The organism is Pelotomaculum sp. FP (genome assembly GCF_004369245.1).
GTDB lineage: Bacteria > Bacillota > Desulfotomaculia > Desulfotomaculales > Pelotomaculaceae > Pelotomaculum_C > Pelotomaculum_C schinkii.
Genome location: NZ_QFGB01000037.1, coordinates 1 through 15,613, shown reverse-complemented (window position 1 = coordinate 15,613; position 15,613 = coordinate 1). Strand labels below are relative to the sequence as shown.

The following is a 15,613-nucleotide window of genomic DNA, read 5'->3' as shown; positions in this document are numbered from 1 at the left end:
AAGTCTCCAAAGGAATGCAGCTTAGATCTGCATGAACTATATCGAGTAATCCGGGAGGTCAATTTGGCTCATGGGCTTTTTCAACCGTTTAAAGGATAGCCTGAACAAAACCCGCCATTCTTTTGTCGAGAAAATCGACGATCTCGTACACCTCCGCAAGGCTATTGATGAGGATTTGTACGAGGAACTGGAAGAGGTGATGGTGCAGGCCGATGTAGGTGTCACTACTGCTATGGAACTGGTGGACAGGCTGCGCCGCACCGTCAGGGAACGGCGGGTTGAGGACGCTGCCGAGTTGAAGCCTCTCCTTAAAGAACTCATCCGGGAAATGCTTGGTTCTCTGCCGGGCCGTCTCAATACCAGTTTGGATTCTCCAACCGTAGTAATGGTTGTGGGAGTAAACGGTGTAGGCAAAACCACCACTATCGGTAAACTGGCTTATCTATATAAATCGGAAGGCAAGAAGGTTATTCTAGGCGCCGCCGACACTTTCCGCGCCGCAGCTATCGATCAGCTGGAAGTGTGGGCTGACCGTGTCGGTATAGACCTGGTTAAGCACCGGGAGGGTTCCGACCCGGCTGCGGTTGCTTTTGACTCCTTGCAGGCGGCCAAGGCTCGTCAGGCTGATCTGTTGATTATCGATACCGCCGGCAGGCTGCATACCAAAAGCAACCTCATGGAGGAGCTGAAGAAGATTGGCCGCGTGCTGGATCGCGACATGCCCGGCGCCCCCCACGAGGTCCTGCTGGTACTGGATGCCACCACCGGCCAAAATGCAATCAACCAGGCCAAACTATTCTGCGAAGCCGCCGGGGTAACCGGCATTGCCCTGACCAAGCTTGACGGCAGCTCAAAGGGCGGTGTCATCATAGCAGTCAGGCAGACCCTGGGCATCCCGGTGAAGCTGATCGGTATCGGGGAAGGTATCGACGACCTGAAGGAATTCAACCCGGTGGAGTTCGTCGACGCCCTCTTCTCCTAAAGGTTGACAAGGGGACGGGGTTGTTGAGAAGGATGTACACAATAATCCCTGGTTTATAGCTCTTACTGTAACGTTGCAGCTAAAAAGAAAAAGCATCCGCTGAATATTTCAACGAATGCGCATTAGAACCCGCATTGGCTAAAAGTTTCATCTTCTGCTCGACGGGTCAGCCGCAGAGGTGTCTAAATGAACAGGTTAACACCGGCCTCGTCGGCTGCGCCAAGGTAGGTGGCCACGCCGGCGTACTCAAGGCCGTCGATTAGTTCCTCTTCTTTCAGCCCCATGACGTCCATGGACATGGTGCAGGCGATAAGCCTTACCCCCAGGTCTCTGGCTGATTCTAAAAGTTCATGGATGGTGCTGACATTTTTTTGTTTCATGATGATTTTCATCATGTAGGCGCCCATGCCGCCGAAATTCATTTTCGATAAGCCAAGTTTTCCCGCGCCGCGCGGCATCATCCAGCCGAAGAGGGCTTCCAGGAAGGTTTTTCTGGCTCTGACCTTTTCCGGTCTGCGCAGGATGTTGAGGCCCCAGAAGGTAAAGAACATGGTCACTTCATTGCCCATCGCGGCGGCGCCGTTGGCAATAATCAGCGAAGCCATCGCCTTATCCAGGTCGCCGCTGAAAACAATAATTGTTTTCTTATTGCTGTCCATTGTTACCACCCTTTCAAAAAAACAGGCATCAGCGGGGAACTAAGACTGGTCAACTTTTTTGATCCTGGCTTTAATAACGCCGTTCTCTTCTTCCAGGGAGAGCAGCTCGTTTTTCGTCTTTTTACACCAGGCAGCTATGTCTTTTTTAAAACCGAGGTCGGTTGCCTCGATTTCCATGATGTCCCCAGCGGCACAGGTTTGGGCTTCCTTAAACAGACGCACGATCGGTCCCGGGCACTGCAGCCCTCTGCAATTGATAAACTTTTCCGCCATTTTTCAAGCCTCCTTATTCAATTTCGAAAGGATAGGCGCTGATCCCGCCTTCCAGGATGCTGAGGTTTTCAAAGCCGAGCTTCTTAAGCTTCAGAAGCGTGTTGTAGGAGCGAAATCCCACTTTACAGTTAATAATTATCTCCTTGGCGCGGTCCAACTCATCGAGCCGGGACATGAGCCGGCCCAGGGGAATATTGATGGAACCCGGGATGGAGCGGACGAAGAATTCTTCCTCGGTTCTGATATCCAAGAGGATTGCTCCGGCATCCATCCTTTCCTTCAGGGCCAGGGGATTGGTTCCCTTAAACTTTCCTTGCAGTTTATTCATCATCACGTTGGCTGCGACGATGGTTGAACTCATGGCGGTGGAAAAGGGCGGGGCGTAGGCCAGGTCCAGCTTTGCCACCTGGTCGACGGTTGCTCCTAAAGTGATGGCTGTGGCCAGGATATCAATTGGTTTATCCACTGTGCCCTCGCCAAAAACCTGAGCGCCGAGGACGCGGCGGTTCTGACGTTCAACAATGAGTTTGGTTATTATCTGGCGACTGCCAGGGTAGTAGTGGGCCCGGTCGGGGGCCGGAACCAGGACGGTTTCTAGATCATAGTCCATGGCTCTGGCTTCTCTTTCTGACAGGCCGGTCTTGGCCAGGTTAAGGTCAAACAGTTTAACAACCGCCGTTCCCAAAAATCCTTCGAGGGTATCCCCGCCGCCACCTGCTATGTTATTGGCGGCTACACGGCCGGTTTTATTGGCATTGGACCCCATTGGGTACCATACCGGTTTCCCCGTAATAAGGTTGGTATTTTCGGCGCAATCACCGGCGGCGTAGATGTCTTTAATATTTGTCTCCATCTTTTTGTTCACGGCAATAGCCCCGGTCGGTCCCAAGGCGATACCGCACTGCCGGCCCAGTTCCACGTTGGGGCGAACTCCCACTGCAAGCACCGCGAAATCGGCCTTAATGGCGCCGGCGCTGGTCAGTACGGCGCCCACTTCTCCCTGTCCGTTATCTGTAAAACTCTTAACGGCTGTCCCGGTCAGGATTTCAACCCCATTTTCTCTCAAGTGTTTTTCCGCATGCAGGGCCACGTCACGGTCAAAAGGCGGCAGGACGTGGGGGGCCAGTTCGATTACCGTAGTCTTGATACCCAGGCGCGCCAGATTTTCCGCCGCTTCCAAACCAATCAGCCCTCCGCCGATAACAACGGCTTCCCGCGGGTTGCCGTGCAGCTTTTCCTTGAGGGCAGAAGCGTCTGAAACGGTGCGCAGGGTAAAGATATTGCCCAATTCCCTGCCATCCAGCGGCGGAACAAGGGGATAGGCGCCGGTCGCCAGGAGCAGCTTGTCATAAGGCATGTTCCGGATCTCACCGCTGGAAAGATCTTTTACAATTACAAGCTTTTCCTCCGGCAGGATTTTTTGGGCTTCCTGAAGGGTCAGGACTTTGATGTCCATGTCCACCTGAAAATCTTCCGGGTGTTTGACCAGCAGTTCTTTCTCCTCCCTGATAACCCCGCCTATATAGTAGGGAAGACCGCACCCGGCGTAAGAAATATGTTGGTCCTTGGTTATAACCGTAATCTCCAAGTCGGGGTCCACCCGCCTGGCCCTGGCGGCTGCTTTGGTACCCGCGGCTACACCGCCGATAATGAGTAACTTTTGTTTTTGGGGATTCATTATGAGTCCTCCTCTTGTTTTTGATCAAAAAATAAAAATCTTACAATCTCGCGGGCTAGTTCATTGGTAACCTTATAGCATACCTCAGTTCCCTTGCGGCGGCCTTCAATAATCCCTTTGCTGCGCAGGATACCGAGTTGCTGGGAAACCGTTGACTGGGGTAATTCAAGACAGCTTATGATGTAATTGACATTGCACTCGCTTTCCAGCAGGCCGTGGACAATGCAGAGCCTGGTGGGATGGGCCAGCGCTTTGAGCAGTTCCGCTTTCTCAATATATGGCTCCATTTCCTTCAATATCATTACCCCTTTGTATTAATCTGTTAATTCATATATTACGATATTAAGATATATTTGTCAACGGACTATTGTAAACTTTTCGGGAAAAACTAAAAGGGTACAATAAAAACCTGCTCTGGGCACACATTGTACGTAGATGTTTTTTTTGCCGGTAGTATGTGGTTGAAAATCATAGTTGATTCATTTGCATATAGTAGTTACATACTTTTCTTTCGGGGTGAGCGCTGTGGTGGTGTGTCCGGTTTGCAACAGCTTGATCGCAGTAGAGAAGAACTGTCCCAATTGCGGCCGGCAGATGGTTGACGCTGGAAAAATCCAGGATTATTACGACGATTACAGCCCTTATCTGGCTCAGGACATCTACCAGGATGGTTACGGCTGTGATGACGGCGCCCACTGTGTCCACCTTTTTGCCTGTCCAAATTGTCATTATGACCACCGCCTCACTTTCCTGAAGGTGGAGGGCGGCAGCTGATGAATTAAACCACTGCCTATTTTTTACGCTGAAGAGGAAAAGAAACCAAAAGAGGCGAATATTAGGAGAAAGATCCAAATTGCTCATTGCACTCAACGAAGAGGGGGCTAGATAATTATGGAAGTAAAAATTGCCGTGATTGGCGGAACGGGAGTATACGACCCGAATATTATGACTAACATTAGAGATGAGACTGTGGGAACGCCATACGGTGAAGTGCAGCTCAAAATCGGAAACTACCGCGGTAAACCGGTGGCTTTTATGAACCGCCACCATGAAGACCATTCAGTCCCGCCGCACTTGATTAATTACCGTGCCAATATTACGGCCTTGAAAAAACTGGGGGTCAAGAATATTCTGGCCACCGGAGCCGTGGGGTCGCTTAACCCCGCGATGCAGCCCGGTCACTTTATCTTTGTAGACCAGTTTCTTGATTTTACCAAATGCCGGCAGCACACCTTTTTTGACGGGGGCATGTCCGGGGTGGTGCACGTTGACATGACCGAGCCATACTGCCCGGAACTGCGGGAGATCCTTTCACATGCCGCACGCAGCCTGGGCTTTACCTCGCACTCGTCAGGGACCTACGTCAGCTGCGAGGGACCCCGTTTTGAGACGGCCGCCGAGATAAAAATGTACCGCCTGCTGGGTGGCGACCTGGTAGGTATGACCAGTGTCCCGGAGGTCTGTCTGGCCAGGGAATCTGAAATGTGTTACGCCACTATCGCCATGGTTACCAACTATGCCGCAGGGATATCCCCTAGCCGCCTGACGCACCAGGAAGTTGTAGATGTGATGATGCAGTACGGAGAGAACATCAGAAAACTGGTAATGCAGGCCATCCACTGGCTTGACCCGGATCGCCGCTGTGATTGCCATAGTGCGCTGGACCAGGTCAAACTGGGGTAGTACAGAGAATTCATTCGCACCTGACCACAAAGGAACGCAGTATAATCCCTTAAACACATCGCTGAGTATTCATCCTTCTAATCATTTATTCATAACCAAGTTGGGGGACAGGATACACCTGTACCCTGCGACCATTTGTACGAACCTATCATTTTCAGCAGCTTGGTAAAGCATAATGGGGGTGAACAGTTTTGGAAACCATGCGCTGGTTGGAGGAAGGCCTGCTGGAACTGCTGGATCAGACCGGCCTCCCCGGCACGGTAAATTACCTCAGGTGCAGTGATTACCACGAGGTGGCTACAGCGATTAAAAACCTTTCGGTGCGTGGCGCCCCGGCCATCGGGGCGGCCGCTGCTTACGGTCTGGCGTTGGCGGCCGGGAAAATTGAAACCGGCTCCAGGGAGGCCTATATAGCAGAATTACGGGAGGCAGCCGGTGAACTGGCGGCCACCAGGCCGACGGCTGTTAACCTGTGCTGGGCTGTAGACCGGGTCATGCGCAGGTTGGTTGGCGCCCAGTCGGACGACCCGGCGGTACTTCGGCAAGTTGTCCTTGACGAGGCCCACGCCATTCATCAGGAGGATGAGTCCGGTAACAGGAGGATGGGGAAATACGGCCGGGAGCTTATACCACAAGGGGCCCGCATTCTTACCCACTGCAACGCCGGGGCTCTGGCTACAGCGGGTTACGGGACTGCCCTGGGGGTGATCCGGGCGGCCAGGGAGGAAGGCAAAGATATAAGCGTTTTTGCCGGTGAGACCAGGCCCCTTTTGCAGGGCGCCCGTCTGACCGCCTGGGAAATGTGCCAGGAGGGCATCCCGGTAACCGTAATCACGGATAATATGGCCGGCTATTTGATGGCCAAAGGCATGGTTGACCTGGTACTGGTGGGCGCGGACCGCATTACCGCCGGCGGTGACGTGGCCAATAAAATCGGTACCTACAGCCTGGCGGTCCTGGCCAAAGAGCATAATATCCCATTTTACGTGGCCGCCCCCATTTCCACGGTAGACTTGAGCTTGACCTCGGGTTCCGAGATAACAATTGAAGAACGGGATATGGCCGAGGTAACCCACCTGGCCGGACAACAAATAGCCCCCACGGGGGTGCAGGTCTGGAACCCTGCCTTTGATGTTACACCGGCCCGTCTGGTTGCAGCCATCATCACCGAACGGGGGATTGTTCGCCCGCCCTACCTGGAGAACCTTAAAAAAACGGTAGAGGGGTAATAGCCGAACCATTCCTACAAAAGCCAAATGCAATGTAAAAATCCTAAACTGTGTCTGCAGAAATCGTAACTATATCAAAAAAGCTGAAGGCTTATATGATTAAAGGTCTATTTTCTTAACGCTTCATTTCAAACCGGCCCCTGTCTTATCGCTGCGAATACGATTCTCCGCTGAACAAAGCGGGTGCGAATTTATTCGTGCATGACCCCAGGGGAATGCAGTATATACCCACGACTCACGTCCCATCTCTCAACAAGGAGGCAGACTGATTTGTCCGATTATGCTATTAAAGACATTAAGCTCGCTCCTGGCGGGCGATTAAAAATAGACTGGGTGCGAGCCCACATGCCTGTGTTGAACCATATACGCGAGGAATTTGAGCGGGACCGTCCCTTCGACGGCGCTCGGGTTGCGATGTCCATTCACCTGGAGGCCAAAACAGCCTACCTGGCCGAGGTTATCCGGGCCGGCGGGGCGGAAGTGACCGTCACCGGGTCCAACCCGCTTTCCACCCAGGACGACGTGGCGGCGGCCCTGGCCGCGGCAGGGATAAAGGTTTACGCCTGGCATAACGCCAGCGGCCAGGAGTATCATAACCACCTGCTGCAGGCTCTTGATACGCGGCCACAGGTGGTCATTGACGACGGGGGAGACCTGGTCAGCCTGTTGCATACGATCCGCAGGGACCTGGCCGGGGGGGTTGCCGGCGGTTGCGAGGAAACCACCACCGGCATCCGGCGTCTCGAAGCGCTGGATCGCGAGGGCAAGCTGCTCTTCCCGATGCTCGCGGTAAACAACGCCCAGTGCAAGTTCCTGTTTGACAACCGTTACGGTACCGGAGAGTCGGTCTGGTCCGGGATCATGCGGACTACCAACCTGGTGGTAGCCGGCAAGACTGCGGTAGTAATGGGCTATGGCTGGTGCGGCAAGGGCGTGGCCATGCGTGCCAAAGGGCTGGGCGCCCGTGTCATTGTGTGCGAAGTTGACCCGGTGCGGGCGATAGAGGCCTGCATGGACGGCTACCAGGTCATGAACAAGGATGGGGCCGCCACCCAGGGTGATATTTTTATCACGGTTACAGGCTGCCGGGATGTCCTTACACAGCGCCAATTCATAAAAATGAAAGATGGGGCCATCCTGGCTAATGCCGGGCACTTTGACGTAGAAATCAACAAACCTGATTTGGCAGCCATGGCGGTGGAACAGCGTCAGGCTCGCCATAATATCGAGCAGTTCACCCTGAAAGACGGGCGCAGAATCTACCTTCTGGCTGAAGGAAGGCTGGTTAACCTCGCGGCCGGTGACGGGCATCCTGCTGAAATCATGGATATGTCCTTTGCCGTGCAGGCGCTTTCAGCCAGGTATATTGTGGAAAACGCACAACAATTCCAGAAGAGGCTGTATCACGTACCGGAGGAGATTGACCGGCGGGTGGCCGCTCTTAAGCTTAAATCGATGGGCGTAGTTATTGACAGCCTTACCAGCGAGCAGGAAGCTTACATGCGAGAGTGGCATGAATAAGTAACCGGGGGGAGCAAAATGGCTAGAATTTTAATAAAAGGCGCTACCGTGTTGACTATGGAGAAGCACGACGCTGTTTTTCATAACGGCGAGGTAGCTATCGCGGGTGACAGCATCATAGCAGCGGGACCTCAAGGATGTGTCCCCAAAAATTTTATAGCCGAGCACGTTATTGACGGCAGCGGCATGGTGGCGATGCCGGGTTTTATCAACTGTCACACGCACGCGTCTATGACCCTCCTGCGCAGCTACGCCGACGACCTGCCATTGATGAAGTGGCTTAACGAGAAAATATGGCCGCTGGAAGCCAAGCTGCAGCCGGAGGATTGTTACTGGGGGGCAATGCTGTGCTGCCTGGAAATGATCAAGTCGGGGACCACTACTTTTGCCGATATGTATTTTGAAATGGACGAAGTGGCCCTGGCCGTGGAGGAAAGCGGCATCAGGGCCTGCCTGGCGCGCGGCATGGTGGGGGCCGGACCCGCTGCCGAACGGGCTATTGAAGAAAACGTAAAACTGGTGAAAGATTGGAGCGGCAGGGCCGACGGCAGGATTACCACCATGTTTGGGCCGCATGCTCCTTACACCTGTCCGCCGGATTATTTAAAAAGGGTCATGACATTAGCAGAGAAGTATGATGCCGGTATCCACATCCATGTGGCCGAGACACAGGACGAAATCCGGCAAATCGAGGAAAAGTACGGCATGACACCCGTCCAGTTGCTCGATTCAATCGGCCTCTTTGACCTGCCGGTGCTGGCAGCCCACTGTGTTCATCTGAAACAAGAAGATATTGCCGTTCTGGCTGCCAAAAAGGTCGGTGTGGCCCATTGCCCCGCCAGCAACATGAAGCTGGCCAGCGGTATTGCCCCGGTAACGGAGCTGCTCAAGGCGGGGGCAATAGTAGGCCTGGGTACCGACGGGGCTGCCAGCAACAACAACCTCGATATGATGGAGGAAATGCGCATAGCGTCCCTGCTGCATAAAATCGCCACCGGCGACCCGATGGCGATGCCTTCCTTTAAGTCCCTGCAAATGGCTACGTCCAACGGAGCCCGTGTGCTGGGTCTTGGCGACGTGGGGATGTTGAAGCCCGGTATGAAGGCCGATTTGATCCTGGTCGACTTCCAGCGCCCTCACCTCTACCCGCAGCACGACCTGATTGCGCACCTGGTCTATGCCGCCCAGTCGGCTGACGTGGACACCGTGATCATTAACGGTGAGATCGTCATGGAAGACAGGCTGGTCCTGACCATTGACGAGGAAGAAGTTATGAGCCGGGCTCAGGAGAGCGCATTCCGTTTGGCGGGCCGGTAATACTAAATGTGCGATTAAAATCGCGCCTATAAAACAGCTCATAAGAATATAAATATGCGTTATCTCTGGATAGTTCCACACGCCGCTATCGCGGCGTCACATATCATGAAAACACCAGCCGATGCAGGTGCGATTTCAATCGTACACGGCGCGTTAGCGCCGAACTGGGTGATATAATGTAGCCTTTGTGCGAATGAATTCGCACCTGCATTTTCAGGGAAGTTTGCAATTGAAAAACATGGTTGGTTTAGATAAAAAAATACGGTTTTAAAAGACAGGAGTGCAGCATTTGGCAGAGGTGAAATTGGCCAGGAACAGGCAGCACCGGGTGGCAGGGGGCCATCCCTGGATTTACTCGACTGAAGTTGATGAAATCTCCGGTGACTTTCTGCCTGGAGACATCGTGGAGGTAATTGACGCTAAAGGCAAGTTTCTTGGGCGCGGGTATATCAACCCGGCCTCAAAAATCCTGGTGCGCATGTTGACACGTAACCGTTCTGAAGAGATTAACCGCGATTTTTTCGCGGCCCGGATAAAGGCGGCGCTGGAATACCGGCGGCGGGTGGTACGTGATACCGACGCCTGCCGGTTGATTTTTGCCGAGGCCGATTTTCTGCCGGCGCTAATTGTGGATAAATTTGGTGATTATCTGGCGCTGCAAACGCTGGCCCTCGGTATCGACAGGTACAAGGACCTGATTGTGAAAATTTTGGATGAACTCCTGGCCCCGTCCGGCATATACGAGCGCAACGACGTTTCCGTGCGGGAATTGGAGGGACTGCCGCTTAGAACCGGTATCCTAAAAGGCCCTTTTGAGCCACTGGTGGAGATCCATGAGAACGGGTTAGGCTTTCTGGTCGACCTGGCAGGCGGCCAGAAGACCGGCTACTTTCTGGACCAGCGGGAAAACCGCATGGCGTTAAGCGGCCTGGCTGAAGGGGCAAGAGTGCTTGATTGCTTCTGCCATACCGGTACCTTCAGCGTTTATGCCGCCGCTTACGGCGCCAGGGAAGTGCTTGGCGTCGATATTGCCGCCCCGGCCCTGGATGTGGCCCGGCGGAATGCTTCCAGGAACGGTTTCGAAGAAGTTTGCAGTTTCCGTGAAGCTAATGCTTTTGATGAACTGCGGGCGCTGGAAAAGGCCGGAGAGCGGTTTGACCTGGTAATTTTGGACCCGCCAGCTTTTACCAAGTCCAAGCAGGCCCTGCGGGGTGCTGTGCGCGGCTATAAGGAGATCAACCTGAGGGGCATGAAGCTGTTGCCGCCAGGCGGTTTCCTGGTAACCTGCTCCTGCTCCTTCCATATGAGAGAGGAGCAGTTTATGGAAGTCATCCTGGAAGCAGCAAAAGATGCCGGCCGCCAGCTGCGCCTGGTAGATTTGCGCCGGCAGGCCAAAGACCACCCGACACTGCCGGCTTCTCCAGAAACCCACTACCTCAAGTGCGCCATCCTCCAGGTCTGGTAGCGCAAACAAAGAGAATTGACACGTTTGAGGGATGTTGATAACCGTACGGGTTCAACTCCCGCCTCCGACACCATAATTTGTCTGAAAACCCGCTAAATTGAACTGCTCCCTGTCAAGTAGACAATAAAAAACTAAAAGCACTAAGCAATATTAACGGCTTGGTTTCGAAACTCAATCGGAGCCAGGCCGTTTAGTTTTGCCTGGTACCGTTCATAGTTGTAAAAATGGATATATTCATCAATTGCTTTTTCAAGTTCATCGTATGTATGAAACTTTTTCAAGTAATACATTTCAGATTTCAGTGTGCCCCAAAATCCTTCCATAGGCCCGTTATCAATACATCGGCTAACTCGGGACATGCTTTGCGTACACCCTGCCCGATCAAGTTTTGCCCGAAAGGCGGTATTTGTATATTGGAAGCCGTGGTCACTGTGAAATAAGGGACTTGCTTCCGGGTTGTATTTAATGGCTAAATCAAAGGTTTTAAAAACCAAATTATTGTTATTGCAATGCCCAAGCACATAAGACACAATTGAGCGATCTCCCAAATCCAATATTGCACTAAGATAGGCCTTTTGCCCATTACCATATTTGAATTCAGTAACATCAGTAAGCCATTTTTCATTCATTTGTTTTGCTTCGAAATTAAGGTTAAGAACATTTTCTGCTGTTATCTGAGGTGTAGAAGGTATGTATGTCTTCTTTTTGCGGCGGATAACTGCCTGGAGATTTGCAGCTCTCATAAGTCTGTGGATGCGTTTGACGTTGTAATGCTTATTTTGCTGCCGGTTAAGAACGAACCAGGTTTAAGGGAACAGCATCAGCATAGCGCTTGTTGTCATACCAGACCTGGATAGCAGAGAGGTAGAAGGGGTCGTAGCGCAAGAGTACCGTCTGCCCAACCAACTCCAGGTCCACCTCGTAGATGTTGCCTGCCACTTTGATACAACCCATTTTATCCACCTTTCGTTTTTCTTCCCAGAGGAAGATGTCTATCAGTTGAGTTACGGAGATGCGGCGGGGTTCTCGTTTACTGGCGGCCAGCCGGGCCTTGGGGGTTTCACCCGTTCCACCATGTACCCACCAACGCCGGGTAAGACCCGATAAGCCGGGAAAGGTGGTACCGGATACCGATACAAGAAACATCCCTATTTGCCCTTCTGATAAAACAAGGGCTACTGCACTTCGAACACTCCGTTCATGTGCAACAGCCCTTTTAGAACCAAAGAACTTATTAGTGACCTATTTGAACTTATATTCTAAATAGGTGAGAAAAATGGCAATAGATATAGCTAGCCAAAATAAAAGATCGGAAAGCCAAACGGGCAGAGGCAGAAGATATGCTGCAATGATTAATATAAAGGCAACTTTGTTTAATAGTTTTTTTAGTTGAATTAAATTAGAATTGACCGATAGCCATTCCTGAATTTTTAATTTTATGTCATCTAAATTTAGCATTTGCCATTTTCCCCCTACTATTCTTACCAATTAAGACCAACTAAAAGAAGCTTCGCCATAACTGTTAAATTTACAAGAATTTGTATAAGTAACATCTTGCCAATATATGGTTCCGGGAATTCTCATTTCCATTTCAAAAACTACTTGAGCGCTAGGATTGTATGATTCACCCGTATCCCACGTTCCTTCTTCGTTTACAAATCTATAGTTCATTGTATCAAGATTTTCGACATGACCAGAGGCACCATAAATTTGGGTTGTCATTGAGTTTGGATTGTTAATCGTTGGATGTGTATATTTATAGACAGCTACCATGTAGCCGCCAGCACCGGGTACGCCACCCCAGAACAAACCGTAAGAATCTTCGATAGTATGCATAGTGGCACTTATTGTATATGTTCGTGTGCTTTCTATTGTTAAATTATCATTAACTTTTAATTTCCGGAATTCTTTTCTAACTTTGTCACCGTTACTCAAAGTATACTCTTCAGTATCTATTACTGGAGCTTTAGCCGCTTTATTCAGTGCTGAAATGCTCTTATCGCGGTCAGACAAGAATTCACTTATATGTTTAGCTGCATTCTTTTTCGCGGAGTCTTTCTCAGAAACTTCTGCAGAGTTGGCAAACGCCATTCCGGGTACGAGCAACCCAACAATAACAATCATAACCATTATAATACTTAGCTTACTAAATTTCATCCAATTTAACCTCCATTTATAATTAGAATTATTGGCTGGCTAGTTCTTACTAAATTTCTCTCCTTTCTTTCCTTCCCATGAGACGAAGACTATGCTATGATACAAACAGCTCTCGCTTTATACGGGAAGTTATTTGTTAAACCCTAGCGAATATGGTAGCCAACCAGATTCACTTCGCTAGGGTTTTCCCTTTTTTTCGAAATTCCTCAAGCTCCTGAAGGACCTTGCTGCTCACTAGTGCCTATTCATATTGCCTTTTTTACATAACACTTTGAAAATTTTCCAACTTAGTGACTTGACTTTTTACCGCGGGTCTTTCCATTTTAGATTTCAGATAGAACCTCTTGTTTTTCTATTTATTTGTTAAATTATGCCACACGCGCTAGAATGATAATATTGAGGTTAATATAGGTGGTTTGTGCAGGCGCAATGCAGGTGCTAGTTATTGCGAATTTCTTGGGTCGCCTTACGGACCACTTAAAATTTGTCCATCGGATTCACCCCCCCATTAATTTAGAAGGCAATTCTCAAATAGTTTGCTGGTTTGAATATGAATTTGTTGTTTCAACAGTCCCATTATTATCTATTCGGTGGTAACTTTTGACCCTGTAAGTTCCAGGGGAAAGAGTCCCCGAGGTTCCTGTGCAAATGACATTTGAATCGTCGTAATTGCAATTATCCCAGCTCTTTACCACAGTCCAACCGCTGCCGTTGTACTTTTCCAGATATACAGTAACCGCAATTTTTTCAACGTCGGTGTATGCACCGGTTTCTCCTTTAACGCTGATGGTGTTATTGGCATTAACAAACATTAAGCTTTGGGCTTTTGATAAATAATTAAATGCTTGTGGAGTAGCCCCTCCGTTTTTTGCCTCGGCAAGGCCGGACGTCAGCAAAAACAGCAACATTGAAACTGTGACCATAAGTTGACAGCGTCTTCTCATAAAAAGTCCTCCTTAGATTTGTTTCTATATAGTAGAGTTTTTATATTAAAAAAGGTTGCACATCAATAGCAATATTTTTTGAAAATCGATAGACGAGGTTCGACATTATTCACCAATATGCACTTGAAACCCGAGGGCGTAGTATGTTTTTCATAAACATTAAAGGTTTCTTCAAATGTTTGTCGTAATTTATAACTTATTACCAACTTAATACGAAGGCGAGCTGCTTGCGTTTCAAATTATTCGGCAAAAATGAAACTCGTCATGATATAGCAGAGTTTATTTATAAAAATTATTATAAAACCGCATATTATACCGCCTACAAATATTGCGATAATCATGCAATGGCCGAGGAGGCTGCCCAGGAAACTATTTTTCAGGCTATCAAGAATTTTGACCAGCTAAAAGATTCGGGTAAACTGGAGTCCTGGGTAAAGGCTATAGCAAGAAACACTGTATTAAACAAGACCGGCTACTTTTTGGACCAGCGGGAAAACCGCATGGCGCTAAGGGGCCTGGCTGAAGGGGCAAGAGTGCTTGATTGCTTCTGCCATACCGGTACCTTCATCGTTTATGCCGCCGCTTACGGCGCCAGGGAAGTGCTTGGCGTGGATATGGCCGGCCCGGCCCTGGATGTGGCCCGGCGAAATGCTTCCAGGAACGGTTTCGAAGAAGTTTGCAGTTTCCGTGAAGCTAATGCTTTTGATGAACTGCGGGCACTGGAAAAGGCCGGGGAGCGGTATGACCTGGTAATTTTGGACCCGCCTGCTTTTACCAAGTCCAAGCAGGCACTGCGGGGCGCTGTGCGCGGCTATAAGGAGAGCAACCTGAGAGGCATGAAGCTGTTGCCGCCAGGCGGTTTTCTGGTAACCTGCTCCTGCTCGTTCCATATGAGAGAGGAGCAATTTATGGAAGTCATCCTGGAAGCAGCAAAAGATGCCGGCCGCCAACTGCGTCTGGTGGAGCTGCGCCGGCAGGCCAAAGACCACCCGACACTGCCGGCTTCTCCCGAAACCCACTACCTCAAGTGCGCCGTCCTCCAGGTCTGGTAGCAAACAAAGAGAGTAACACGTTTGAGGGATGTTGATAACCGTACGGGTTCAAGTCCGCCTCCGATACCAAAATAATCAGTAATGACAAGGGTTTGAGCCGAACGTGGATTTATGAAACGTTCGGCTTTTTTCTATATGGATACCTCACTACCTTTAGCAATTCTGGATACAATACGCCGGTGATCCTTATTTATTGATTATGCAATCTTCTACCGGCGCCGCGTTAGCGGCATAATTGCGACATGAAATGCTGCTATTAAGGCGCCGGCGCAATCGGCGATTAGATCTAAATTTGTATCCGTTAGGTCCTTTTGGTTTGGGAGTGTAGGGTGAATTGTTATATCCGACATGAATTCGAGTATTTCAAAAATTGCGCCCAAACTAATGCCAACCAGAGTTAGAAAAATGAATTTATTCAGGCTGGATTTAAAAGATATTCCCATGAACTGCTGCAGGACAGCATGGGCAAAAAGGACCAGGGAGTAAATACCAAATATATGCAGGTATTTATCAAACATAGCTGACTGCGGTTTAAACCCCTAATTTTAGAGTCTACTCCCCTTATTCTCTTGTTTACATAGAATTAATAAATATTGCTCACGGAACAGGAAAACCAATAAGCCTCAATTCATTTATTGTGAACAGCTAAGGCG

Annotated in this window: 17 protein-coding genes; 8 read left to right on the top strand and 9 right to left on the bottom strand. The window is 50.1% G+C overall.

Going from position 1 to position 15,613, the window contains the following annotated elements; all coding sequences use genetic code 11:
• Positions 1-70 precede the first annotated feature (70 nt).
• A complete protein-coding gene (gene ftsY, locus Psfp_RS13990; protein ID WP_134219157.1) occupies positions 71-982 on the top strand; it encodes a signal recognition particle-docking protein FtsY in 912 nt (303 codons plus the stop codon).
• A 182-nt stretch (positions 983-1,164) separates the two neighbouring features.
• Here ftsY and Psfp_RS13985 read toward each other — a convergent pair whose 3' ends face one another.
• Genes Psfp_RS13985 through Psfp_RS13970 form a run of 4 tightly spaced genes read right to left on the bottom strand, consistent with a single transcriptional unit; the run spans position 1,165 to position 3,888 of the window.
• A complete protein-coding gene (locus tag Psfp_RS13985; protein WP_134219156.1) occupies positions 1,165-1,641 on the bottom strand; it encodes a DsrE/DsrF/DrsH-like family protein in 477 nt (158 codons plus the stop codon).
• Positions 1,642-1,680: 39 nt separating this feature from the next.
• Positions 1,681-1,914: a sulfurtransferase TusA family protein gene (locus Psfp_RS13980; RefSeq protein ID WP_134219155.1), complete on the bottom strand. Its 234-nt coding sequence runs from the start codon at positions 1,912-1,914 to the stop codon at positions 1,681-1,683.
• 13 nt (positions 1,915-1,927) lie between these two features.
• Positions 1,928-3,592: an FAD-dependent oxidoreductase gene (locus tag Psfp_RS13975; RefSeq protein WP_134219154.1), complete on the bottom strand. Its 1,665-nt coding sequence runs from the start codon at positions 3,590-3,592 to the stop codon at positions 1,928-1,930.
• On the bottom strand, positions 3,592-3,888 hold the full coding sequence (locus Psfp_RS13970; RefSeq protein WP_205079578.1) for a metalloregulator ArsR/SmtB family transcription factor: 297 nt from the start codon (positions 3,886-3,888) through the stop codon (positions 3,592-3,594). The genes Psfp_RS13975 and Psfp_RS13970 overlap by 1 nt, the downstream gene beginning before the upstream one ends.
• 187 nt (positions 3,889-4,075) lie before the next feature.
• Between Psfp_RS13970 and Psfp_RS13965 the strand changes: the two genes are divergently transcribed.
• The 6 genes from Psfp_RS13965 (at position 4,076) to Psfp_RS13940 (ending at position 10,807) form a co-directional block, all read left to right on the top strand.
• On the top strand, positions 4,076-4,366 hold the full coding sequence (locus Psfp_RS13965) for a hypothetical protein (RefSeq protein ID WP_243120658.1): 291 nt from the start codon (positions 4,076-4,078) through the stop codon (positions 4,364-4,366).
• Positions 4,367-4,483: 117 nt separating this feature from the next.
• Positions 4,484-5,275 (top strand): S-methyl-5'-thioadenosine phosphorylase, encoded by a 792-nt coding sequence (mtnP, locus tag Psfp_RS13960; protein ID WP_134219153.1) that lies wholly within the window; start codon positions 4,484-4,486, stop codon positions 5,273-5,275.
• Between the two features lie 200 nt (positions 5,276-5,475).
• Positions 5,476-6,504: an S-methyl-5-thioribose-1-phosphate isomerase gene (gene mtnA / locus Psfp_RS13955; protein WP_134219179.1), complete on the top strand. Its 1,029-nt coding sequence runs from the start codon at positions 5,476-5,478 to the stop codon at positions 6,502-6,504.
• A 270-nt stretch (positions 6,505-6,774) separates the two neighbouring features.
• Positions 6,775-8,025, top strand: coding sequence for an adenosylhomocysteinase (locus Psfp_RS13950; protein ID WP_134219152.1), 1,251 nt, complete (start codon positions 6,775-6,777; stop codon positions 8,023-8,025).
• 18 nt (positions 8,026-8,043) lie between these two features.
• Complete coding sequence (locus tag Psfp_RS13945) at positions 8,044-9,342, top strand: amidohydrolase (RefSeq protein ID WP_134219151.1); 1,299 nt, start codon at positions 8,044-8,046, stop codon at positions 9,340-9,342.
• A 289-nt stretch (positions 9,343-9,631) separates the two neighbouring features.
• The gene (locus tag Psfp_RS13940) at positions 9,632-10,807 is read left to right on the top strand and encodes a class I SAM-dependent rRNA methyltransferase (protein ID WP_134219150.1); all 1,176 of its coding nucleotides are present in this window, start codon (positions 9,632-9,634) and stop codon (positions 10,805-10,807) included.
• A gap of 140 nt (positions 10,808-10,947) precedes the next feature.
• Here Psfp_RS13940 and Psfp_RS13935 read toward each other — a convergent pair whose 3' ends face one another.
• From Psfp_RS13935 to Psfp_RS13915, 5 genes are all read right to left on the bottom strand, one after another.
• Complete coding sequence (locus Psfp_RS13935) at positions 10,948-11,550, bottom strand: IS3 family transposase (protein ID WP_243120657.1); 603 nt, start codon at positions 11,548-11,550, stop codon at positions 10,948-10,950.
• Between the two features lie 46 nt (positions 11,551-11,596).
• Positions 11,597-11,953 (bottom strand): Mu transposase C-terminal domain-containing protein, encoded by a 357-nt coding sequence (locus Psfp_RS13930; protein ID WP_134219148.1) that lies wholly within the window; start codon positions 11,951-11,953, stop codon positions 11,597-11,599.
• 96 nt (positions 11,954-12,049) lie between these two features.
• Positions 12,050-12,265, bottom strand: coding sequence for a hypothetical protein (locus tag Psfp_RS13925; RefSeq protein WP_134219147.1), 216 nt, complete (start codon positions 12,263-12,265; stop codon positions 12,050-12,052).
• A gap of 30 nt (positions 12,266-12,295) precedes the next feature.
• Positions 12,296-12,964, bottom strand: a complete 669-nt coding sequence (locus tag Psfp_RS13920; protein WP_134219146.1) for a hypothetical protein — start codon at positions 12,962-12,964, stop codon at positions 12,296-12,298.
• 527 nt (positions 12,965-13,491) lie between these two features.
• A complete protein-coding gene (locus tag Psfp_RS13915) occupies positions 13,492-13,908 on the bottom strand; it encodes a DUF6147 family protein (RefSeq protein WP_134219145.1) in 417 nt (138 codons plus the stop codon).
• Between the two features lie 227 nt (positions 13,909-14,135).
• Between Psfp_RS13915 and Psfp_RS13910 the strand changes: the two genes are divergently transcribed.
• Positions 14,136-14,960: a class I SAM-dependent methyltransferase gene (locus tag Psfp_RS13910; protein WP_282434344.1), complete on the top strand. Its 825-nt coding sequence runs from the start codon at positions 14,136-14,138 to the stop codon at positions 14,958-14,960.
• Positions 14,961-15,613: the final 653 nt, after the last annotated feature.